Origin of the sequence: Ulvibacterium sp. (assembly GCF_965228935.1) — a bacterium.
Taxonomy (GTDB): domain Bacteria; phylum Bacteroidota; class Bacteroidia; order Flavobacteriales; family Flavobacteriaceae; genus Ulvibacterium.
The window spans coordinates 2286910-2310801 of the sequence record NZ_OZ245846.1; the positions used below are offsets into that span (position 1 = coordinate 2286910).

The window sequence follows — 23892 nt, forward strand, 5'->3', positions numbered from 1 at the left end:
GAAATCACGATGTTCCTCTCTGTATTTCCATCTATTGTCCTAGTCTTTCCTGATTATCGATTCTTCTCGGAGGCTGTATAGGATAGATGACCAGTAGAACCTTTACCTAAGATTTCATATTGCTTTTGAGGTATTTGGGCACGATGTTTTGCAATGATCTCGGAATAGTACGGATTCTCAATTTCGTTATACCATTCCTTGGGGTCTTTTATATGGTCATAGAACTCCTCAGATCCGTCATTATATTGAATGAAGCGATAACGCTCGGAAACGATGGCATAATTTCCAGGGCCAAAACTGGTTCTGGCGTAATGTGGCCATTCAAGTTCCTTATTTTTTAACAGGGGTACCAGCGAATTTCCTTCATGTTTTGAATCGGGTTCAAGGTTACATAATTCCAGCAAAGTGGGATAGATATCCATTAATTGGACAGGTTTGTTGCACACTTTTCCTTCCGGAATACCTGGCCCTATTATTAGCAAAGGAACCCTTGTGCCATCTTCCCATAAACTCCGTTTGGCATGGCGTTCCTTTTCACCGATATGGAAGCCATGATCACTGAACAAAACAACGTAGGTGTTGTTGCCATAATCCCCATTGTCCAATGCATGGATTACCCTGCCCACTTGTTCATCCACAAAACTGACACACGCCAGATAGGATTGTACCAAAGGTTTCCATTCGTCGTTTTCCATTACCCAATCATGGGTAGGCGACACATGTTTTAATCTAGTTATGTCAACCCCGTAAGACGGGATGTCATGCAAATCATCCGTTATGGTCTTTGGCAGTTGAAGCGACTCCAAGGGATACAAATCAAACCACTTTTGAGGGGCAAATTGGGGTACATGGGGACGGTAGAACCCAACGCCCATCCAAAAAGGCTGATCTTGGTTTTCGGCCAATCGTGCCTCGGCCCAGCTTGCAAGTTGGTAATCGGGCATTTGGCCATCACGTTCCGGGTAAACGCCCCAGTCCCACAACGGATGACCGGGATATGTGCTTATTTTTTCCTCTGGCATGGGGCCAAACCCTCCAAATTGTCCGGCATAATTTGGAATATGGGCCTCATTGATTCCTTTTGCGTTATGGAACAGTTTTCCCGCGGCAAAAACGGTATACCCTTCCTGTTGAAACCTTTTGGGCATCACCACATTTTCACTTGTTATTGGGGAATCTACGATATCTGGATTCAGAAAATAAATGCCCGAGGTACTTGGGTATAGCGAGGTCATGATACTGGCCCTTGATGGATTGCATACAGGTGCCTGACAATGGGCATTGCTAAAGAGCACGCCACGACCCGCCAGCTCATCGATATGGGGTGTTTTGGCTTGAGGGTGTCCTCCCAAAACACCGATCCAATCGTTTAAATCATCTATAGCGATGAATAATACGTTGGGTCTTTTGGAATCAATGTTTTTTTCCGATTTTCTAATGGGTTTACATGATCCGATAGTGCATAGAAGCACAAATACCAAAATGAATTCTATTTTTTTTCGCATTTTGAATAAGATAGCATTGACCTTCATGTTTTGATTTTTTTAAATGATCAGGGCATTACATCAAATCATTTTTAAAAACCCGTAATCTCCTTTAGCTTCTTGAAAAAGGCCTTCTTTCTTGATGAATTGATGCTCCAATCCACAGGTACACTTTGAAAACCGTCCTCGAATTTCTCCCCGTTCATGCGGTAGTCAAAATAACCCCATGAAGCATAGGATTCTATAGCGGCCTTGAAATTGTAATTTTCAGCGTCAAAATCAAAATGGTCATCTTCATTGAATAGAATCGGTTGGTTTGCAAATCCTTTTACATTCTTTGTTCTTCTGACCATTTCAGTAATGCCAGAGGGTTTATGAACACCGTTGCCATGAATTAAAATATAGTCCGAAACCCTCAACACATTTTCCTGTGGAATAACCCCGCCACCATAACTTGTGGTTACTAACAGTCTTCCCTGACTGATTTTCTTTACCCTTTGGATCAACTCATGCACTCGTGCCGGGGTAAGGATATCATGATCATATGGCCCGTTGCATTCATTGTTTATTTCGATCAAAACATTTCGATAGCCTTTTTTAAGAATCCAATGGGTCATATTGTCGGTCGCGTTAAGAGTAGCGGATTCATCCTCTAAATATTGATCTTGGCCAAAATAAAAATACCCTAAGATGACTACCATGCCCAAGTCGTCCGCTTTATCCAAAATACGCACCAATCGTTTCATATAGGCTGGGCGAAGATTCCCTTTTTCGTCAAAGGTTGAATTGATCCAATTCTTGTTCCCATATCCCAATGGACTTCCACCCTGAAGATTCAATGAAAATGCCAAAAGACCATATCTGTGCCAATCTTCCATAGCTGCTACAAACTCATTGGTATTCCGGTCCGCATCCCATTTTTGCGTATCCGGATAGTTGAAATTTTCAACCGTATCAGGATTCAAATCATCAAATATACCTTGGACCATTCTCGAGTTCATAAGCAGGCCCTCAATTTTGTTGTCTTCCCAAAATCGTCCTTTGTAGGTCAATTCCCCATTAATATAAAATTGATTTCCCTGTATTGCAACACTGGTTTTTCGGTGGGACTGGGGATAAAGAGATAGGCAAAAAACGGATATGATAAGTATAGAGGATTTGGTCAACACTTCCGGCATTGCCATCTTTCTTGGTTTTGGTTTATCGTAAGTAATAAAAAATGGTGATAAACAGTATCCTGTACTATACTGTTTTGCAGGGAGCCCGATAATTGAATTTTAGCTTAAAAAGCAGGACACGACAGGATAGACAGGTCTTTGAAATGAAGTAATCTTAACATATGAATAAGGGCTGTCCTCAGTTTAGTTAATGGGTATGGAACAAAAATCCCTCTCTTTCCAGGTTTTGATCCAAAGGATTATACTGCCGCTGGTCGTTGCTCTTGCGTGCATGGCATGTGTAGAAAAAAAAGAGCCTTTACCTGTAAAACCAAATTTATTGCTAGTTCTTTCGGACCAACATTCTTACGATATGCTCGGCGCGTACGGAAATGATCAGGTAATCACACCAAATCTGGATCAGTTTGCAAAAGAAGGCATTCGATTCAACAATGCAATTTCGAATCAGCCGGTTTGTACGCCTTTTCGTGGGATAATCATGAGCGGGATGCATCCTTTAAAAAATGGGGCTTTTGTGAATGACACACCCCTATTACCCAACAAATCCAAATTATTGGGACAAATTTTAAAGGAGAATGGTTATCAGACTGCCTATATCGGGAAATGGCATTTACTAGGTGGTGATAGGGACAGACCCATACCCAAAGATGAAATGCGCTACGGCTTTGATACCCTTTTGACCAACAATTGCCATGTTGACTTTAGACCGGGAAAGGCGTTTTTTTGGAACGACAATGACGAGAAAGAATATTTTAAGGAATGGGAGGTATATGGCCAGACCCAACAGGCATTGAACTATTTGGATCGCATGAACCCAGATAGGCCATTTGCCTTAATCGTTTCTTGGCATCCACCGCATGACTGGGGAAAACAGCTCGGCGAAGACGGCCAACTACATTATCGATATGATACTATCGAGGAGCTTATGACGATGTATGATCACGATTCTATTCTTTTGAGACCTGGATTGGAACCTACGGTTGACAGAAGACGAATGTACCATGGACATATGGCCATGATTTCAGGAGTGGATATAGCTTTTGGAATGCTAATGGAGAAACTGAAAGAAATTGGCGCGGAAGCAAACACCTTGACCGTATTTACCTCCGATCATGGTGATATGTTGGAGTCCTTCGATGCCGAGTTGCCCAAACAGTACCCGCATGACTATTCGTTGCGTGTACCTTTATTGATGAAATTTCCTCCTAAAATAAAACCGGATTCGGAAACCGATTTTTTAATAGGTGCCTTGGATTATATGCCCACTATTCTTGGGCTGTTAAATATAAAAACGGAGAGCGATTTTGATGGGGCCGACAGGTCATTGGCTATCTTGAATAATGAGAAAAACCCAAAAGACCATATCCCAATATGGAACTACCAGCGAAATGCCCCGGGTAATAGAAATTGGAGAGGTGTGGTTACAAAGGATTTCACCTTTGCCATGGACAATGAGCAAGAATTTAATCCGTTGGTGGAGGTATTGTTCGATAGAAAAAATGACCCAGGGCAATTGAATAATCTTTATACAAAACCGGAATATAAAAGGATAAAGGACAGCCTTGCCACCTTGACCTATGAATGGATGCGCCAATACAATGACGCCTTTTTGAATTATGAGGATTTCAAACGGATCGAACCGGAAAATGGCTGGTCCTATAACTATGACAAAAACCCGTATGGGTTGCTCAATGAGTAATGGCTCAATAGGTCTTTAATCTAATATTGCGATACTCGACCGTCATTGGGGGCCCAACATGTACTTGCACCCCTAGTTTACCCGACATACTACGATTGATGGTATCATTGTCAGTAACATCGCTCATTAAGATATCATTGACGTAATGTTTCAGCCTATTTCCGTTAACGACCAGATGAACCCTGTTCCAGTCGTTCTTTTTTATATGGGTCGCCAATGAATCCTTATGGCCTAGTGATTTAAGTACTTCCCTTTTTTGCCAGCAGTTTTTTTCAACATTCGCGCTTAGAGATCCGGGTTCATGGGCATTATCTTGACTATTGATACTGACCTGTTCGCCTCGATAGGCCAGTGTTGTTCTTTTCTTTTCTTCGTAATTCTGCCCGGTATATCTGTTTTTCCCATCTATATCAGCTTGATAACCCCGTAAAGCGAAGGGTATAGTATCCATAAGTTTACTTCTGTAGTTTATTCCGCTGTTGCCGTTTTCGGTAATTCGATATTCCAATTTTAACTCAAAATCATCCGGTTCCCCTCCCTCCCAAATGATGAACGTATTGTTCTTTAAAAGAGTCTGGGGCGTAACTTTACCTGTAAGGTTTCCATTTTCAACCCGCCAATAGGTGGGGTCTCCTTCCCAACCATCCAAGGTCTTGCCATCGAATATCCTCACGAAGCCATCATTTTCATTCAAAATTTCTGTCGATTTTTCATCAGAAGGCTGTGTCTTCTTTTCTTTGCATGACAGGAAACAGCAGCACAACGCGATGCAGGCCAAACCTTTCCAAAGTCCACTTTTCGCTCTAAAAGCTCTCTTGTTCATAAACTTTCCTTTAAAATTGCGACTTTACTAAAACTACAACGCCTAACCATGTTCGAATAAAAATGAGAGCGTATTTTAAGCTCAATTAAACATTGTGTTTTCAGCATTGCCTCCAGAAACTAGATATGCCAATAAATCCTTAAGTTCCTCGGCGTTTAGTCTGTTTATGGTGCCGGGAGGCATTAAGGAAACTGTTGAAAGTTTTTTATCGACCACCTCATTTTTCGGAATCTTACGGGTTACTTCTGGCGCATATGGGTTTTGCGAAATAATATAATTTTCTTGATTTTCGTCCGACAATCGACCTACAATGGATTGTCCATTTTTAAGGGAAAATACCGTGGAATTATATTGATCCGAAATTACCTCATTGGGATTTATAATAGCCTTCAACATGTCTTCGGGCGAAAAGCGTGTCCCTAATTGTGTCAAATCGGGACCGATATTTTGACCTTCAGCACCCATAGCATGACAGGTAATACAGCTGGTAGCCGCGAACATGTTTTTTCCTTGTTCAAAGTTTCTGTTTTGCAAACCATCGGCCAATAATGGTTCTATATCTTCTTCTACCCAGTTTTTCCTGGGGCCCTTGGGCTGTACTATGGTATTTGCCAGATCATTGCCCGAACGGGTCAATAAAGAATCTCCCGACATTTGATTGTAGAATTCCATTTTTGCTTTGGGCACATGGGACAAGGCCGTTTTTCTTGCCTTGTCGACGAAACCGATGTAACTTCTCCCTGCCTTGTATGAGAATGCTTTGTAAAACCAGTTGAAATAACGTTCTCGAAGTTCTGGCGTCCATCCTTGGGTAACATCGCTTAAAACAGAACCATAATAAGTATGTTGTGCAGGAGGCATATTTTTTAAGGTTTCGGCAATGGCCATTCCGTATTGAGGATTCCTTAAAATCAAATCCGAAGAATTTGTGACGGCGTTTGCCATTACATCAGCGTTCTCGCCTCGTTGTGATTCCAATAATACCAGTGTTTTTGAAGCAACCTTAGGGTCGTCAAGATAGGCAAGCGTCTTCCCTAACAACTGATTGAGCACATCGGTATCCGCTGGATATTGTGGCGACAAGTAAGCAATTATTCTGTTTTCCAAAGTAGTGCCGGGCTTGCCCAAACGTGACAAGGTCAATTCGATCGCTCGGACAAATTCTACCTTGGTTTGGGCAGAAAGTTCGGTATAATCAATTTGTAATATTTTATCGAGAATTTGATTACGTTGCGATTTGCCGGCATGTCTGGACAACGCAACGGTTCCTTGAATAAGCGCAACCGGATCTTTTTCTTGAAACACCCGTTCTTGCCATTGGGATACAGGCTGATGTTCGATAGCAATACGTGCAGCATAGCGAATAAAACGATCTCCATGGTTCAAATAGGGCCAAGCAAAATCCACAGCACCTTCTCTTGGCCCCACATGATAGGCCTCGAGCTGTTTACGTATTTTGTTTTCTTCCGTTTCGGTAGATGTATTTTTATGGGCTAAGGCCTTCTTAGCTCCGTCAACTGTTTCGTCATAATATACGCGGTAAAGATCGGAATCCAACCTTCGACCACCGGTCATGAAGTACAAGGCCCCATCGGGGCCTATAACACCATCCGTCAATGGAAGCGGTAATCCCGAAAGAAATTCTTCCCTTTTACCGGTGTAAGTTGCTCCTTGATTGGTAAGCTCAATGGCATAAATGATACCGAAACTCCAATCAAAGGCAAATAAGCTTCGACGATATTTTTTTGGAAATTTTGCATCCTTTCCGTGGGAAACGTTAGTCGGCGATCCCTGCCCGATATTCAATACCGGCGGCAAATTATCTGGATAAGCAGGCGACCATTTTCCGTTACCCGTTCGCCACCCGAATTCACTGCCACTGGTTACATGACAAATACGGGTTGGTCTATACCATGGCATACCCAAATCCCATTCCATATCGGAATCGTATGTGAACAAATCCCCATTTTCGTTAAACGCAATATCAAATGGATTTCTGAACCCTGCACTGACCAGTTCCCAGTGCTTTCCCTCAGGATCGATCTTGGCGATCCAACCACCTGGGGCACCTCGACTGTTGGCATGACCTCTAGGGTCTTTGATTTGCGGTAGAAGATTATCATCTTTCCAGACGTTGGGCAAACGATACCAGTCCATTTCGGGCATATCCGTATAGTTGCCAGCTATGACATGTAATGACCCGCCATCAGGACTCATTACAATACTATGCGGACCATGCTCACCAGCTCCTTCCAAAGCCTTTAAAAGTGTGATCTTGTCATACTGGTCATCCCCGTCCGTATCTTGGAGGCGATAAAGTCCACTCGTCTTTTCAAACTCTTCATTACCTCGGTGGTTAACCATTACGTATAGACTGTTGAAGGCATACAACAAGCCTTGCGCATAGCCCATTTGAATTGTGGAATCCGCAACTTTTTCCGAAGTTTGAATTCTAAGTTTTTCAATCTTTGGCCTAAGTGGATTGGAACCAGTGGGGGGCAATTTCATTCGATACAAAGCCCCATACTGATCAGAGGTTATCAACCTCCCTTTATGGTCAAAAGTCATGGCCACCCAAGAACCTTGGTCATTTTCGGACGGGCTGTAGAGATGTTCTGCCTTAAACCCGGGTTGCAACTTTAGCTTTGCCAGTTTTGGATTGGTCATTTGTACATCCGTAAGTCCTTTTTCTTCTTTACAAGCAATGGTCAATATAAGGCTGACCATTACAAAGAACGTTTTCCTCATAAGCTTTGATTTAATTCATAAAAATGAATCCACTACAACTAAAAATGAGGGCTTAACTCCGACTCCGATGAGGGTAGTGCATAGCGCTCTCTAATATTGGTGAAGGCATTTCCTGCAGCTGGCACCCCTTCGGGCAAATAATAATCATTGGGGTTGTTTATTACCCGGTTACCAAACTCGGTCATTACCGAAATTGCTTGACCCGTTCTCAATAAATCGTACCAGCGTTTGTTCTCAAAAGCCAGCTCAACACGTCTTTCATTAAAAATAGCCTCTCCCAAATCCCCGGAGTGCGCTCCCAAACCTGCACGCGTACGAACCTGATTAAGGTAAGTTACGGCCTCACCGTCCTTACCCTGCTCTTCCAAGGCCTCGGCCAGGAATAATAGTACCTCGGCGTAGCGATAAACCGGAAAGTTCATTCCATGGTTATTATGCAGTGCATGGGGTTCTACGTATTTTTTAATAATGGGGTATATACCATCATTCCAAAAGCTTTCCCTCGTCTCTATGTACATAATGGAACCGTCCTCCCTTAAATCCCCATCCTCATAGGCTGCAATGATATCAGGAGTAGGTATGTTGTTTCCCTGTCCATTTATGGGCTGTGCATCGGCCGTGCTGAAAAGTGCTTCAACCTCATCAGCCTCAATGGGCCGTGGAAGAAACTCATACATGAAATTTCCTTGAACGCCCTCGGCACCCTCTCTATATTGCACTTCAAAAACAGACTCCATATTGTTTTTGTTGTCGCTATTACCAGAGAAGGCATCTTCGTAGTCGGGCATTAACATATATTCCCCACTGTTTACCACAGCCTTCAAAAGGGTTTCAGCCGCCGCCCACTCCTGCAGCACAATATGCACATTGGCCAGTAGCGTTTGTGCGGCACCTGATGTTACCCTACCAGACTCTTGTTCGGATTTAAGAGGCAATAATGGAATGGCCGCTTGTGCATCCGCAACAATTTGCGCATATAATACGTCTTCGGAAGAAAGTGGCAAAGCCGCTCCTTCACGGTCTAAAACCGGTTCTAAATGCATAGGTACCGATCCGTACAATTGTACTAAATCAAAGTAGGCGAAAGCTCTTAAGAAAAGCGCTTGGCCCTTAACATTGGTTTTGACCGCATTATCAATTTCGGCATCATCTATTGCAATCAAAACCTGATTGGCCCGGGCAATAATGGAATATAGTTCGCGGTACAAATCCCTGACATTGGTATTCGGCGTGATACCCCCTTCCGTAATCATGGAATGGTCGGCGATATCTTGATTGTTCTCTGTTGCTCCAAAAGCCGTGTTTCTTGCAAAATAAGTGTTATCGGCACTCATTTCGGTCATAAATGGTTTGGCTCTATTATACATAGTCCTCAATGGGGCATATGTTGCGTTTATCGCTTGTATGAAATCATCTTCTGTTTGGAAGAAGGTAGGTACACTTAATGAATCTTCAGGGAACACGGTTAGCTCATCCTCACAACCTGTTGTCATGAAGCCCAATAGGCTAAATAGTATGATTGTTTTTTTCATTTTTTTCATTTTTTTTCATTTATCGAAAAGAGTGATTTTATAGAGTAATGCTTTTACCTAGAAGTTGAGATTTACTCCAATGTTTACGATACGCGGCACGGGATATCCAGAAATATCCACTCCAGGGGCTAGATTTCCACCATCGCCCTGACCATTATTCTGAACACTGATTTCCGGGTTAGGCCCTCCCCAATATTTCGTGAATATGTGAACGTTTTGAATAGAACCGTAGATACGAGCGGATTTAAAGTATTTATCCAATCCGGGCAATGTATATCCCAAAGTGATATTTCTAATATTGAAAAAGGAAGCATCCGCCACAAATCTATCGTTGGTCCAATCTCTTTCAATACCAGTTACCCTACCTCCACCCACGGTGGTCCCATAGAACCCTGCACCAGGATTGTCCACGGATCTAAAACGGTTTTCAACGTCCTTTAAAAGATTAAATACCCCATCTAAGTTGGTTGTGCTAAACAAGTGACGAACCAGTAGTTCGTTGCCATGAGATCCTGTTCCAATTACTGAAAAATCCCAATTGCCATAGGTTATCCTATTTGTGATGCCATAGGTGAAATCAGGAAATGGATTCCCCATTATGGCCCGATCATCATTAAGACCGCCTCTTGTAATTACGCCATCACCGTTTACATCAATTAATTTTATACTGCCTACGGTAGAACGCCCGGGTACCTGTGGTGAACTATCCAAATCTGCCTGATTTAAATAAACCCCATCAGACAAATGACCGTAAAATTGGGCAAACGGTTGACCTACTTGGGTTATGTGCCAACCACCGGGGCCAAATACCTGATCTATGCCTTCGGCCAGGGATACTACTTCATTTCGGTTAAACGAAATATTGGCACTTGTGGTCCATTTGAATTTACCTGTGGTGTTTACGGTATTCAAGGAGAATTCATGTCCCCAGAAGCGAAGTTCCCCAATGTTATCACTAAAGTCTTCAAAACCCGACTCCCTGGGCACATCAATCTCGAACAATAGATTGGTCGTATTCTTGGTAAAGTAATCGTAGATAAAAGAAACTCTATCGTTAAAAAGGCTCAGATCAAGCCCGATATCGAACTGTTCCGTAGTTTCCCATCCTAGATTTGGATTTGACAATGAATTTACGGCCGAACCCGGTGCGAAGGTATCGCCAAAAACTGCCGGTACATTGTTATCAATAAGTGCATATTGGGTATAATTGCCTATGTTGTTATTACCTGTAATTCCCCAACTTCCCCTTAACTTAAGTAAGGATATGGTCCCGGAATTTTCCAAGAAGCTTTCGTCGGAAACAATCCAACCTGCAGATAAGGAAGGAAAGGTACCCCATCTATTTTCCGAACCAAATCGCGAAGAACCATCACTACGTATGGCTGCAGTAAACAGGTATTTACCTTTATAGTTATAGGTAAGCCTGGAAAGTGCGGAAACCAAGGTGTTTTCCTGTACTTCATCAAAAGTCTGGTTTCCTCGTCTATCAATATTAACCGCGGCCTGAAGTACGGGTAGACGATCATCTGGAAAATCGGTTGCTCGAATCCTACTTCTATCCAAACGAAATTGTTGATAGGTAAAACCACCCAATATGGAGAAATTATGTTCCCCAATGGATTTGGTATAGGTAACTATATTTTCATTTAACCATGAGAAGGTATTCCTTGTGTCCCAAATCGCTTCATTATTGGTGGGTATAGGTCGGTTAATTCGAAAAGTAGCATTTGTAGGGCTAAAAAACTCGTAATCATTTCGATAAAACTCGGCATTCAAAGTTGACTTGATGCTAAGCCCTTCAATAGGCTTCCACTCAATATAGGCATTGGAAAGCAAATTAAGGTCACGGGTCTCATCCTTAATGCGTTCTGCAGAGTTAAGCCAGTTCGCATAGGCAAAGATGTTTCCCGTATCCGCCGGAAATCTATTGAACTCCGTTCGAGTACCATCTTCATTGAAGATGGGCATAATGGGCCATGTATGCAGGGCATTGAATAGAATACCTTGGCCTCTTGAACCATCAGTCCTTGGTGTCCTATCTATTACCCAGCTAGGGGCTAAGTTCAACCCTATTTGCACTTTATCGGATACGTCATAGGCCAAATTGGCACGTAAGGTATATTGCCGCCAATCACTACCCAGAACAACACCTTCCCGATTGGTAAACCCTGCAATCATGGAACTACGGAATTTATCGGTACTCGAAGAGACCGCAAGATTGTAAATGGACATTGGCGCGGTGCGGAGCAAAGCATCATACCAGTCATTGGTCTGACCTTCATACTGTGATGGATCTTGAAAAATCTCCGGGACCGGATCACCTTGATCCTCATAAAACTCCTTCTTAAATTGTGCGAACTCGACGGCGTTCATCATTTCGATTCTACCTCGCTGCGGAACGCTTTGAATACCTGTTGAAACATTGAAACTGACATTGGTTTGTCCTGCCCTTCCCTGTTTTGTGGTTATCAGTACTACACCATTGGCTGCTCTTGAACCGTACAAAGAAGTGGAGGCCGCATCTTTTAACACCGAAATATCTTCAATTTCGGCTGGATTTAATGTGTTGATATTGCCCGCTATCGGAAAACCATCAACCACATACAAAGGATCACTTCCTCCAGAAACCGACAATTGACCTCGAATACGTACATTTATTCCTTCCCCAGGTTTACCAGTAGTCTGGTTGATCTGTACGCCGGCCACTTGCCCTTGTAATTTTTGGGTGACCTGTGTTACGGGTATATCGGCTAATTCTGTAAGATCCACGGTTTGAACCGAGCCTGTTATCTCTCTTTTGATTTGGGTGCCATAACCGACAAGTACCACCTCATCGAGACTAGTGGCATCCTCGGTCATCGATACGTTCACTTGGCTTTGACCATTGATCGCAATTTCTTGAGAGGTAAAACCAATATAGGAGAACATCAATGTACTGTTGGCATCCGGAGCCACAATACTGTAGTTGCCATCAAAATCGGTTACTGCTCCTGTGGTCGTACCTTTTACCAAAACGTTTACCCCCGGTAAGGGTTGCGAGTCACTTTCGGAAACTACAGTACCGGTAATCGTTACATCTTGTCCCCGCATTGTGATACCCCACAGGAGGCCGAAAACAAAAAGGAATTTACAAGAAATCCTGTAAGATTTTTTTTTCATAATCATGAATTTAAGTGGTTAGTTATCTAGTGTCCCCCAATAAAAATGCTTCTCTATCGAGATACGGATAAAACTACTCCAGTATTCTATTACCAGTATCCTGTGGTATCCGGTGGTATCCTGTACTGTCCTGTAAAAAAGCTATATATATCTGATTTTAAATAAGTTACAAAGAGGTCGTTTGCAATAAGAATTGAAGTGCTGATTCTTTCTCTTACTTAAGAAGTAGACAAACCTAACCCAATAGTTTATACCCTGGGAAGACGAACTAGATACTACTCTTTTTCCTACAATTAGATTTTGTCAATATTCGCTTTGAATTCTGAAAACAAATCTACAAATGGTGTATCCCGTGATTCTTTATTCGGATTATAATTTGGATTTGGAGCTGGCCAATAACGCTCATCCACATTTATCCGAAGCCAGTTCATTAGTTTTTTAAAGAGCTCGTCCCTTATATCGGGAATTTGCTCGGCAAGATCATCTTTCTCAAAAGGGTCTTTCCCGATATTGTATAGATGTAATCGACCGTACCAGTCAAATATTAACTTGTAATCGCCCTCCCGAATGGCGGAGTGTGGTGTTAACGGATACGGTTCATACGGACTATTATAAATTACGTTGAAAGGATAGTGCCAGTAATGCTCATTTTTGCTATAACTATTCTGTAGGTTCTCAAAATCGGAAAGTAAGGGGACAATACTTTGTCCGTCCAAGGAATTTTCTTTCGTTACAGCTTCGCTATCATAACCTGCGATATCCAGTAGGGTAGGATAAATATCGGTACAGTCCACAGGTATATCTACCCACTGCCCTTGCTTAATTTTTCCTTTCCATCTAAATATTAGCGGAACCCGGATACCGCCTTCAGTCAAACAAGCCTTCCCCCCTAAAAATGGAGCGTTCTCGGTACCATCTCCCCTAGGGGTTATTTTAGAATCGATACCGCCATTGTCCGACATAAAAACGACTAGGGTGTTTTCTTCCAGTCCTGTTTGTTTTAGCTTATCCAAAATCAGGCCTATCGAACGGTCCAAACCTTTTACCATCGATGCATAGACGGGGTCTTTATGTCCGTTCCACCCTTTGGAAGCCTTACGCTCAAAATAAGCTATTTCATCTTCTTTTCCCTGATAGGGGGAATGCACCGCAAAATGGGAAAAATACAAAAAGAACGGTTCTTCTTTTATTTTCGCGCGTTTATCCAAGTAATTGAGGGCTTGAACTGTGAGATCGTCGGTCAGATATGCTTCAGTGGCCGTATTTCCAGAATCTCCAATTTCCCACTGTTCCTGGGGCATTTTCGGAAAACGTTCCTTGGACTTATTGTCCCACTGCTTCCGCCAACCATAATACACGGAACCACCGGCATCAAACCATGCAAGGGGCTCAAAACCTTGGTCAACAGGTTGGTATCCCTCTGCACCAAAACCTCCGATATGCCATTTCCCAATAAACGCGGAGTGGTAATCCTTCAAGGCTTCGGCTACGGAGAGTTCATCCCTGCCCACGTCATATGATGTTCCGGTGGGAACAGCAGAATTGGATGTTGCATTGATCAGGGCCTGTTCAATTTTTATATTATCCTTGTGCTCCAATACATCATGCGCGTAGTAACCATCCGGAATATCCATGTTTTGGTTGTAATAGGTCTCTCTGGGCGGCATTGCCGTTGTAAAGCCCAACCGGCCAGCATACTTTCCGGTCATGATGCTGGCACGTGTAGGAGAACACAGTTGATTGGCATAGGCTTGGGAAAATGACACCCCCTCGGCCATTAATCTATTGATATTTGGGGTTTCATAAAAGGTACTATCCATTGAAATGCCCAACACCTTTGATGCATAGGCCTGTGTATCCATGATACCGTAGTCATCTGCGAGAATAAATACAATATTCGGTCGTACCGTTGGATTCCCGGGCTCTTTTTTGGTCTCGGGTTTGCAACCCACTGAAATCGAGATGAATAAAACAATAATGGAGAAGTGTCTCACGGGTTTGAATATTACTTTCGTTCTAAATAGGTATAGTTCGCCCTCCTACTTGGTGCATTGTCGCCGGCATTGAAAAAATCGTAAATACTTTCCAATTTCGATGGATTATCTACCCAATGGAAATCAAAATTCAAAACACCGTTTTGGGTGATTAAATTTCTAGGAACGGAGAGCATCAACTGGTTTTCTTCGGTGCTATAGGGTATTTCGGCCAGGACTTTCCATCCCTTTTTGGAATACCATTTTTTTAAGGTACTGGTGCCGTTCCCTAAAATTTCGTGATTGATCACATAATCATAGCCTTGCCAGCCCGTTGCCTTATTTTTGTCCGAATCGATAAATAAAAGCATCCAGTTTTGATTTTCGGGTGTCGTTATCGCATCCTTTGTTTTTACGAAAAAGAAGACGTTATCGGCATTCCTTGCCACTTTCGTTTCAATAATATCGTTCCTTCCGTTGGTATGTACATAAGGCCCTGCCATACCCTGCTTTTGACTATTTCTATGTGCGGTATCGCCGCTATGGTCGTAGTAAGTCGTTTCAATGGCGCTCCATTGGTCAAAGCTGCCGGATATGTCTATGCTTCTTTTTTCGCCGGGGATTACTGGCTTGGGTATTCCTTTAAACCTGCGTACGTTTGCCATCAATTGATAGTAGTAATTATCGGTATGACCTCCTTTCATGGGTTCAATATCACGGCTATATTCTTGATTGTACTGGTCGATGAAGTAGACGTCGCCCTCCTTAAGTTCCTTTCCTACTTTTCCTAAATGCGCTCCGGGATAAAAGTTCCATTTTTGGAGTTCTTTACTGATATTTTTGCCCATTAGCTGTCTGCCGGCCGACCATTCGTTCCATCCCGTTACAAAAACGAATTCGGGATTCATCTCAATGGCCCTGTCCCATTGCTCCTGAAAAAAGAGTCCTTTAGCGGTATTTGGGGTTACATCGTATTCATTGGTTTTGGGTTGGTGGAAATTATGAAAACTCCGCCCTATGTTCGAAAGGGGATGCTGCGCAACCGCAACAGGCATCATTTCCTTTTCAATAGGGTTTTCATGCCACGCTATGGCCTGTGGAAAGTGATCGATCCAGGGCCATTCGTCTTTCCCTTTTTGGTCATACCAAGGTAACGACGTCCATGCCCAACTTTGTTTTAGATTGAAAAATGATTGTATTTCCTTGGAAAAAAGAATGTCGTTTACTTTATTCCTTCCCGGCATTTCGTGTTGCCCGTAGAGCAGTAGCGGTTTTCCCTTCCAATAAAACCACAAATCTTTATACAGTTCCCTTGAATAGAACTCCTCCCAAAGGGTGTTGACCGAAATCTCGCTTCCCAAGAAGGCGATGTAGGGGGTTCGTTCTCCATCATTCCGCATTTTGGCAAAGACCTCACAAATCTTCAAATAAGTATCCGTATAGGTTTTGTTATTGGTCACATCCAAAATGATAACATCCACACCTGCATCTACCAATTGATACACGTGTCTACGTATCGCCCAATCTTCATGGTTGAGATAGTACCCGATTTCGGGCTCGCCCCAATAGTGGCTTCCATTTCCCCACCGAGGCTTATCGGGGTTTTTCTTCAATATTTCAGAGACGTTAAAAGGCCCGTGGGCATTGGCATCGTTGTGGGTTATGAAGTAGAACATGCCCACATAACGATTTCCTTTGGGAGGCCCCACCTCATTATATTCGGGCAATGCCCTACCCAACCCATCGGTTGCGACCCAATTTTGATTCGCAATGTTCGTTGACGATTTCAGTTTTTTTTTCCGATTTTGCCTTTATGGCGAATTTCGTTCCAATTTTGGATACCGATCATTTCTTTGTATTGATCGTATACTTTGTCCTCTTGATCGGTTCCGAAGGCTTGGTAGACTTTCCAGACTGGTTTTATACCCCCGGGATTTTCCGTAGCGTCGGGAAAACGGCGTAGGCCGATACGTAAACCGCCTTCCCTGCGATTGTCTTGCCAGTTGTGGTATTGAAATCCGTCGATACCGTCCAAATATTTGATTTTTTTCATCGCATAGGCCATGCCTGCTGCCTGTTCTTTCAAATCCTGTTCGCTGTAGGTCGGTGAGTTGGTACCATTTTCCGAAAGATAGACCAATCTTTTTGTTTTTCCCTTGAACAGCACTTTGGGTTGTTTTACCCAAGCATCAAGGACTTCTACATTCTTAAACGTAATGAGTTGGGTATCGAAATCGAAGCTGACCTTTTTGTCCAACCACGTTTTGGGTTCACGAAGGGATTCGGGATAGGGATGGTGCGCAATGGCCCATTCAAAATCCCCTTCAGACTTGCTAAACTGTAAAAGCTGTTCCAACAATTCCTTGGAATGATAAAATTTAGGATTGGATGTCCAGTTCCAATAATGGGTCAATGATATGAATACTTTTGAGCTCGGATTGTATTTTCTAGCGATGTTGTGCGACATACGCATCGACTTATGATAGAGATCCATAAATACCAATGCCGTTTTGTCCCCCGCATTGGTCCATACCCATCCTGCATCCACTTCATTATGAATGATGTAATGGTGTATCCTTCCAAATTTTTTATCCGGCCTGCTGTACCTATCCGCTAAAAAATCGAGAACGGCGGCATAATATTGTACTCCCTTCGGAGTAGTAAGGTTGGGCATACTATAGATTCCGGCCGGATCACAATCGGGGTGCTGTAGTATACGGCCAATTTCGGGATCTTTGGCTTTTGATGCCTTGTCGACCAGGAGGATGGCCGAAACTTCGATATCGCGCTCTGCCGTCGTGAGCAGGGTCTTATCATAATTTTCAATTTGCTTTTTATCCACATAATAGGTCTTGCCCATATATTCAAAAGGCATATTTTCAGAAGAAGGCCCGGACCTAAAAAAATGGGTGACCCAAATGTTTACCGTAACACTGGTAATCCCCAGATCATCAAGATCGGAAACCGGTGCATCGCGGTTGGCACTGTACCCGCCCAACCCTTTTTTAGTGGAAGGTTTTGTAAAAGGATAGGTGTATTTAGGAACGATGGAATCAGCATAGCGTGCATGGGAAACCGGCCTGTAGCTGTCCCCTTTTTTTTCTACGATCATCCATTTGGAAAGTACGCGGTCTTGCTTGAAACCATGGCGTTGTATGATCCGTTCAAGGGACATATCGAATTTTCCCTCCTTGGGCTTTATGGGCGCCATGAATTCAAAGTTCTTCAATTCCGTGGCGTGTTCGTACGGACCGACCTCGGCCAAGAACAAATTCTTGCCACCTCTGGTTATGCCCTGTATTTGCAGCTTATTGTCCTTTACCAGAACATTGGTAACCTTATTGCGATAGTTCCCGTTTAAATAGGACATCAAGTTTTTCTCAAGGATAGCCTCCCTTTTTTTCCGAGCTTCCTTTTTAGCTTCAATTTCAGCTTCTCTTACTGTCTGGGGCCTGAGTTTTAAATTTTTTATCTGAATACTCAATGCCGGGGCGGCACCAAAATCCAAACGGAGATAATCCCCTTTTTTGCCCCACTCCCTCAATTCTTCGCTCAAGTCTATTTTAAACTCCACCCAACCTTCCGTTGAACCTACATCCCTCACTATTTTGGGCTTTAACCCTTCCCGTTCGGGATAAAAACGGACTTCGATAAAATCGACCCCGGTCGGACAAAAGTATTCAAAGGCAAGCCTATTGTAAGAGTTGTCCACGTTTGATGGAAGACCATATGTAAATATATAGGGATCTTTTCCTGTTGTTTCCAGACCGTATATTTCTCCATTCAAAACCTCCAATTCAACATCATTGAACTCTTTCGGATTTATGGATAAGGACATTTGTGCATTTTGGGCAATGATACCCAAAGGCACAACTAAAAAAAGAAATAGGGTTTTTCGCATAAAAAGTGTGTTCTCATTAAGTCCTAAAACTACCTTAGGTTTTTCTATAAACTATCCTGTTGTATGCTGTTTGCTTTTTGGTATCAGGACAGTGCATGACGGTATTTGGATCGAATCTGGATACATTTGATGCAAATCATTACAAGAATAGTATCGTGCTATGGGAATCAAGACCACAACCTTTTTAGTTTTTTTAGTTTTTTTTTCATTTTCCTTTGCCCAGGAAAAACCAAATTTCATTGTAATCTTTACAGATGATCATGGCTATGCCGACATCGGTGTAAATGGCCAGGTATCGGATGTTAAAACCCCGAACATTGATGCTTTGGCAACGAACGGGGTGCGTTTTACTTCAGGTTACATTACGGCACCCCAATGTATTCCTTCCCGGGCAGGATTACTTACCGGGCGATACCAACAGCGTTTTGGTGTGGATCACAACGGTACCATCCCGATGCCTTTGGAGGAAAAGCTATTCCCGGCCTATCTTCAAGAAGCGGGCTATGTTACCGGTATGACCGGAAAATGGCATTTGGAACCAAATCATGTCCAACATGAATGGATAAACAAGAACTTGCCGGAGATTGCTAATCGCAATTCTTACACCCCCTCGGATATACCGAGGAAAATGAAGATGCCGTACTATCCACCATCCAAAGGTTTTGACGAGTATTACTATGGCCCCATGTACAATATTCTTGCAAATTATGACCTTTGCGGCAATGCTATCGAACAACGGTGGATCGAGGAAACCGGATATCGGTTGGACAATCAGACCAAGGCGGCTACTATCTTCATCGAGAGAAACCATGACAAGCCTTTCTTTTTTTATTTACCATATTACGCTCCCCATGTTCCCTTGGAGGCTACCGAAAAGTACTTGAGCAGATTTCCCGGTGACATGCCCGAAAGAAGGCGATATTGTCTGGCAATGTTATCGGCAATAGACGATGGGGTTGGTAAAATAAAAGCGACTTTAAAATCGTATGGAATAGAAGACAATACGGTAATATTCTTCATTAGTGATAACGGTGCCCCTTTAAAAATTCACAAAGAAGACAAAACATTGGCCTTTAAAGGCGGGGCTTGGGACGGATCATTGAACACTCCTTTTGTTGGCGAAAAAGGGATGTTATCGGAGGGGGGTATTCGCGTTCCATTTGTGATGAATTGGCCGGCAGGAATCAAAAAGGGGTTGGTGTACGAGGAATCCGTCATAAGTTTGGACGTTGCAGCGACCTGTCTTTCTCTTGCCGGAGTCGATTTGCCAAAAAAAATTGATGGGGTAAATCTAATTCCTTATCTGACCGGTGTAAAAAAGGACGCACCACACAAGGCTTTGTATTGGAGGTTTTGGGATCAATCGGCCATTCGAATGGGCAACCTAAAATTTTTAAAAGCCGGCAATCGCGAGTTTTTATTTGATGTGACCACCGCCGAACATGAAACCAAAAATTTGATAGTCGACTATCCGGACAAAGCAATGCAAATGAAGAAGAAACTATTGGACTGGGCGAGTGAACTCCATGTAAAGGGAATTTCCGAAACAGAGATCAGACGTGAGAAAAGATGGTACGATCATTATTTTCAAAATAAGTAAAAGGGTTTAAAAAATTAGTTTCACCATATTGTTCATATTGACATCATTGCTGCCAAGTGCTAAGGGCATAGCTAGATCTTTGTTTACTTTTGATTTCAAGATGGATAGATTTCCATGCACGAGCGCTCAAAACCATTCACCGAATTAGGTTATAAAGGCCGTTACGTTTGTCATTAAATATGGAGATTTCTGCTATGCAACTGACTGGATCGGAGTAAGACTTTTGAAAATTTCGGATAGCGGTGAGGTAAATGAAGTGTCGACTGGTTTTGTACAGATGGCCGATTTGGGTATCGATTCCAAAAAAGGGATTCTACTAATTCCCGAAAAGGGCAAAAACCGTTTTATAAAAGTTCAATTAAACTCCCTTTAGGCTTTAAATCGAGTTTCGGTCGATAAAATTAAACGGATTCTTTATCTTTCCTTTTTCCTTGTTCAGGATCATGCGTGAAGCCGTTTCGCCCATGGCCTTGAAATCCGTAGAGATAACGGTAATCCCCAAGAGCTCTTTTAAAGGCGTGTCGTTATAGGATATGACCCCTATCTCAACGCCTAGAATAAACTCTTTTTCCCTAATTTGATTGACTAGACTAACCAGATCCGTTTCTTCTATGGTAATAAAAAGATCTCCTTTTTTTAGAATGATATCGTCGAATATTTCGTCCAGCACTTCAAAGGAGATATCGTGCTCTATACAGAACTTTTTAAATCCATGTAGAATCCGTTTAGGGTACGGATACACCGAATTTTCCGGATATACCAATATCAACTTATTATATCTTGAAACTTTGGCCAACCCTTCTTTAAGCGCGTTGTAAATGTCGTTCTCAAAATCTTGATAAATTTCAACAAACTCGCCATCTATTTGGAGCTTGTTGTTGTCCATTAGGATAAGTTTTTCCCTGGGTATCTTGCATATGGCTTTTACCGCCTCTTCCGTATAGCTTACATGTTTAAGGTCTTCTGTCTTAAAATGGGGCATGATTATATAATAATCATAGGCGTTGCTGTTCTTTTCGAGTAAATTTAGAAAAAGCGAATTATCGCAATGGTAGATGTACAGATCTGTATGCGAATTGCCCCCGATCGTATTTATAAATGAATTGTAAATGCGCATTTTATAGGCACTCAACTTATTGATTAAAAACAGAATGTTTACTTTGGATATCAATTTGGTCCGGGTGATGTAATATCCCTTTCCCCTAATAGAAGTAATTACTTTTCTATCCTTTAGTATCTGATACGCTTTTTCCACGGTATCCCTTGAAAGCAAGAATTCTTCACTAAAACTGTTGATCGACGGAATCTTATCATCGATTTTGAGGTTTCCGTTTGAAATATTGTCGATAATGGCATCAACTATCTGTCTATATTTTGGAATCCTGGAATTTTCATCAATCTTTATATAATTGAACATATCCATAAAATGCGTAGTTCTACATTTAATTATTTTAGCACTAATTAGGGAATTAAATTAAAACATTTAAATTGATATTTAAAAGTATATTGTAGACCGGGGAGTTTCGGATATTGAAAACAGTACAGTACAGGATGGCAACATTGATTCTCTATTTTAATTTAGCCGCAGTTAAATATTAACGTTTATTATATATGAATAACTTGACCAAGGATTTCAAATTTGTGGACTATCTATGGGACGAGAAAAAAGCAGATAAATTGGGTGATGACGAAGTCCAACTTTTCCTATACCGATCTAATATTTTAGGGGCCGATCTTCGAATCACAAACTATGGAGGGGGAAATACAAGTTGCAAAACAATCGAAAAAGACCCATTGACCGATGAAGAGGTAGAGGTGATGTGGATAAAAGGTTCGGGAGGTGATATTGGCACATTGACCAAGGCCGGAATTGCCGGATTATATTCCGAGCGCTTAAGAAACCTTAAAAATGTATATAGAGGCCTTTCGGATGAGGATCGTATGGTAGGTCTTTTTAACCATTGTTTATATGATTTGGAAAGCAAGGCTCCCTCGATCGATACGCCCCTACACGGATTGCTTCCTTTTAAACATATCAATCACCTACATCCGGATGCTCTTATTGCCGTAGCCGCGGCAAAGGACAGTGAAAAAGTAACCAAGGAGATATGGGGCGATACCATAGGCTGGGTACCCTGGCAAAGACCGGGTTTTGATCTTGGACTTCAATTGGAAAAATGTTTGAACGACAATCCCGGAATCCGCGGGATAGTTTTGGGAAGCCATGGTCTGTTTACCTGGGGCGACACTTCTTACGAATGCTATATAAATAGTTTGGAAGTTATCGAAATGGCCTCCGAATATATTGAGAATAAAACCAAGGAGAAAGGCAGCGTTTTTGGCGGGCAGAAGATTAAAAGCCTTCCCAAGGAGGAACGCATGGAAAAGGCCGCACAGCTTATTCCCATATTACGTGGTCTCTGCTCATCGGAGCGTGGAATGATCGGTCATTTTAACGATAGCGATGTAGTACTGGAGTATATCAACAGTAATGACCTACAACGTTTGGCGCCAATGGGTACTTCATGTCCCGATCACTTTTTAAGGACTAAGATCCAGCCGTTGGTACTCCAACTGGATGCCAAGGAAGACCTTTCCGATACCGAAGCAGTTCTCAAAAAGATTGAACCGGATTTCGAAGCCTATAGAAGGGAGTATCAAGAATACTATGACAAACACAAACGCGACAATAGTCCTTCGGTTCGCGATGCCAATCCCGTTATTATCATCTACCCGGGAGTGGGGATTTTCAGTTTCGCAAAGAATAAACAGACCTCCCGTGTGGCCAATGAGTTTTATGTAAATGCTATTAACGTGATGCGAGGGGCGGAAGCAATTTCCGAATATACATCACTACCGAGACAAGAAGCCTTTGATATTGAATATTGGCTTTTGGAAGAGGCCAAATTACAACGTATGCCCAAAGAAAAACCTTTGTCCGGAAAAGTTGCTTTGGTTACTGGAGCGGGTGGTGGCATAGGGAAGGCAATAGCCGATAAGCTGGCCGAAGAAGGGGCCAATGTAGTGTTGACCGATATAGCGGAAGAGAGGCTCAAGGAGGCTTTGGATACCTATTCCAGGGATACCGCAAGTTACGCAATATGTGATGTAACCGAGAGCGATTCGATTAGGGATGCCTATAAGAAAGCATGTCTGGAATTTGGCGGTGTAGACATTGTGGTCCATAGTGCTGGCTTGGCGATTTCAAAACCTCTTGAAGAAACCACTGAAAAAGACTGGGATATTCTGCAGGACGTATTGGTCAAGGGCCAATTTGAATTGGCAAAACAAGCCGTGGCCATTATGCGCAAACAAGGATTGGGTGGTGATTTTATAAGTATAGCCAGCAAAAATGGACTGGTCTCTGGCCCGAATAACCTAGGTTACGGCACAGCGAAAGCCGCACAGCAGCATATGGCCCGTTTGTTGGCGGCAGAGCTGGGAGGCGATAAAATTCGTGTGAATATCGTGAATCCCGATGGGGTCATCGTAGGGAGCAAGATATGGGAAGGTGATTGGGCCGAGGGCCGCGCTAAGGCTTATGGAATTAAGGTCGATGAACTTCCGGCACATTATGCCAAGCGAAATCTGCTCAATGAAATTATTTATCCCGAAGATATCGCCAACGGAGTCTTTGCCTGTGTCGGTATTTTAAGCAAGACTACAGGAAATATAATCAATGTGGATGGCGGAATGGCCAATGCATTTGTACGATAGTTGTTTGAGTTAGTTTTTTATGACTTCTGCGGGCTTCTTGGCCCGTGGAAGTTTATTTTGCAGCCTAAAGATCAGTCC

At 42.6% G+C, this 23892-nt stretch carries 13 protein-coding genes; 3 read left to right on the forward strand and 10 right to left on the reverse strand.

The window, feature by feature from the left end:
- Positions 1–53: 53 nt before the first annotated feature.
- On the reverse strand, positions 54–1505 hold the full coding sequence (locus ACO06Y_RS09510) for a sulfatase (protein ID WP_422083600.1): 1452 nt from the start codon (positions 1503–1505) through the stop codon (positions 54–56).
- A gap of 71 nt (positions 1506–1576) precedes the next feature.
- Complete coding sequence (locus tag ACO06Y_RS09515; protein ID WP_422083601.1) at positions 1577–2668, reverse strand: hypothetical protein; 1092 nt, start codon at positions 2666–2668, stop codon at positions 1577–1579.
- Positions 2669–2981: 313 nt separating this feature from the next.
- Here ACO06Y_RS09515 and ACO06Y_RS09520 point away from each other — a divergent pair, with 313 nt between their 5' ends.
- Positions 2982–4361, forward strand: a complete 1380-nt coding sequence (locus tag ACO06Y_RS09520; RefSeq protein ID WP_422083602.1) for a sulfatase-like hydrolase/transferase — start codon at positions 2982–2984, stop codon at positions 4359–4361.
- Between the two features lie 4 nt (positions 4362–4365).
- Here the strand turns inward: ACO06Y_RS09520 and ACO06Y_RS09525 are convergent, their stop codons facing one another.
- From ACO06Y_RS09525 to ACO06Y_RS09555, 7 genes are all read right to left on the reverse strand, one after another.
- Complete coding sequence (locus ACO06Y_RS09525; protein ID WP_422083603.1) at positions 4366–5184, reverse strand: 3-keto-disaccharide hydrolase; 819 nt, start codon at positions 5182–5184, stop codon at positions 4366–4368.
- Positions 5185–5265: 81 nt separating this feature from the next.
- Positions 5266–7932, reverse strand: a complete 2667-nt coding sequence (locus ACO06Y_RS09530; RefSeq protein ID WP_422083604.1) for a c-type cytochrome — start codon at positions 7930–7932, stop codon at positions 5266–5268.
- 38 nt (positions 7933–7970) lie between these two features.
- Positions 7971–9464 (reverse strand): RagB/SusD family nutrient uptake outer membrane protein, encoded by a 1494-nt coding sequence (locus tag ACO06Y_RS09535; protein WP_422083605.1) that lies wholly within the window; start codon positions 9462–9464, stop codon positions 7971–7973.
- 57 nt (positions 9465–9521) lie between these two features.
- Complete coding sequence (locus tag ACO06Y_RS09540) at positions 9522–12623, reverse strand: SusC/RagA family TonB-linked outer membrane protein (RefSeq protein WP_422083606.1); 3102 nt, start codon at positions 12621–12623, stop codon at positions 9522–9524.
- A 293-nt stretch (positions 12624–12916) separates the two neighbouring features.
- On the reverse strand, positions 12917–14617 hold the full coding sequence (locus ACO06Y_RS09545; RefSeq protein ID WP_422083607.1) for a sulfatase: 1701 nt from the start codon (positions 14615–14617) through the stop codon (positions 12917–12919).
- Between the two features lie 11 nt (positions 14618–14628).
- Positions 14629–16335, reverse strand: coding sequence for a hypothetical protein (locus ACO06Y_RS09550; RefSeq protein ID WP_422083608.1), 1707 nt, complete (start codon positions 16333–16335; stop codon positions 14629–14631).
- Positions 16336–16382: 47 nt separating this feature from the next.
- Positions 16383–18497, reverse strand: a complete 2115-nt coding sequence (locus ACO06Y_RS09555; RefSeq protein WP_422083609.1) for a DUF5722 domain-containing protein — start codon at positions 18495–18497, stop codon at positions 16383–16385.
- A gap of 160 nt (positions 18498–18657) precedes the next feature.
- On the opposite strand from ACO06Y_RS09555, the gene ACO06Y_RS09560 reads away from it, so the two are divergent.
- Positions 18658–20097: a sulfatase gene (locus ACO06Y_RS09560; RefSeq protein WP_422083610.1), complete on the forward strand. Its 1440-nt coding sequence runs from the start codon at positions 18658–18660 to the stop codon at positions 20095–20097.
- A 376-nt stretch (positions 20098–20473) separates the two neighbouring features.
- Here ACO06Y_RS09560 and ACO06Y_RS09565 read toward each other — a convergent pair whose 3' ends face one another.
- The gene (locus tag ACO06Y_RS09565) at positions 20474–21514 is read right to left on the reverse strand and encodes a GntR family transcriptional regulator (protein WP_422084158.1); all 1041 of its coding nucleotides are present in this window, start codon (positions 21512–21514) and stop codon (positions 20474–20476) included.
- A gap of 194 nt (positions 21515–21708) precedes the next feature.
- Between ACO06Y_RS09565 and ACO06Y_RS09570 the strand changes: the two genes are divergently transcribed.
- The gene (locus tag ACO06Y_RS09570) at positions 21709–23814 is read left to right on the forward strand and encodes a bifunctional aldolase/short-chain dehydrogenase (protein WP_422083611.1); all 2106 of its coding nucleotides are present in this window, start codon (positions 21709–21711) and stop codon (positions 23812–23814) included.
- Positions 23815–23892 lie beyond the last annotated feature (78 nt).

Coding starts and splice junctions, on each gene's coding strand:
- ACO06Y_RS09570 (WP_422083611.1), top strand. CDS start 21,709: ATGAATAACTTGACCAAGGATTTCAAATTTGTGGACTATCTATGGGAC.
- ACO06Y_RS09540 (WP_422083606.1), bottom strand. CDS start 12,623: ATGAAAAAAAAATCTTACAGGATTTCTTGTAAATTCCTTTTTGTTTTC.
- ACO06Y_RS09555 (WP_422083609.1), bottom strand. CDS start 18,497: ATGCGAAAAACCCTATTTCTTTTTTTAGTTGTGCCTTTGGGTATCATT.
- ACO06Y_RS09535 (WP_422083605.1), bottom strand. CDS start 9,464: ATGAAAAAAACAATCATACTATTTAGCCTATTGGGCTTCATGACAACA.
- ACO06Y_RS09560 (WP_422083610.1), top strand. CDS start 18,658: ATGGGAATCAAGACCACAACCTTTTTAGTTTTTTTAGTTTTTTTTTCA.
- ACO06Y_RS09565 (WP_422084158.1), bottom strand. CDS start 21,514: ATGTTCAATTATATAAAGATTGATGAAAATTCCAGGATTCCAAAATAT.
- ACO06Y_RS09525 (WP_422083603.1), bottom strand. CDS start 5,184: ATGAACAAGAGAGCTTTTAGAGCGAAAAGTGGACTTTGGAAAGGTTTG.
- ACO06Y_RS09510 (WP_422083600.1), bottom strand. CDS start 1,505: ATGCGAAAAAAAATAGAATTCATTTTGGTATTTGTGCTTCTATGCACT.
- ACO06Y_RS09530 (WP_422083604.1), bottom strand. CDS start 7,932: ATGAGGAAAACGTTCTTTGTAATGGTCAGCCTTATATTGACCATTGCT.
- ACO06Y_RS09515 (WP_422083601.1), bottom strand. CDS start 2,668: ATGGCAATGCCGGAAGTGTTGACCAAATCCTCTATACTTATCATATCC.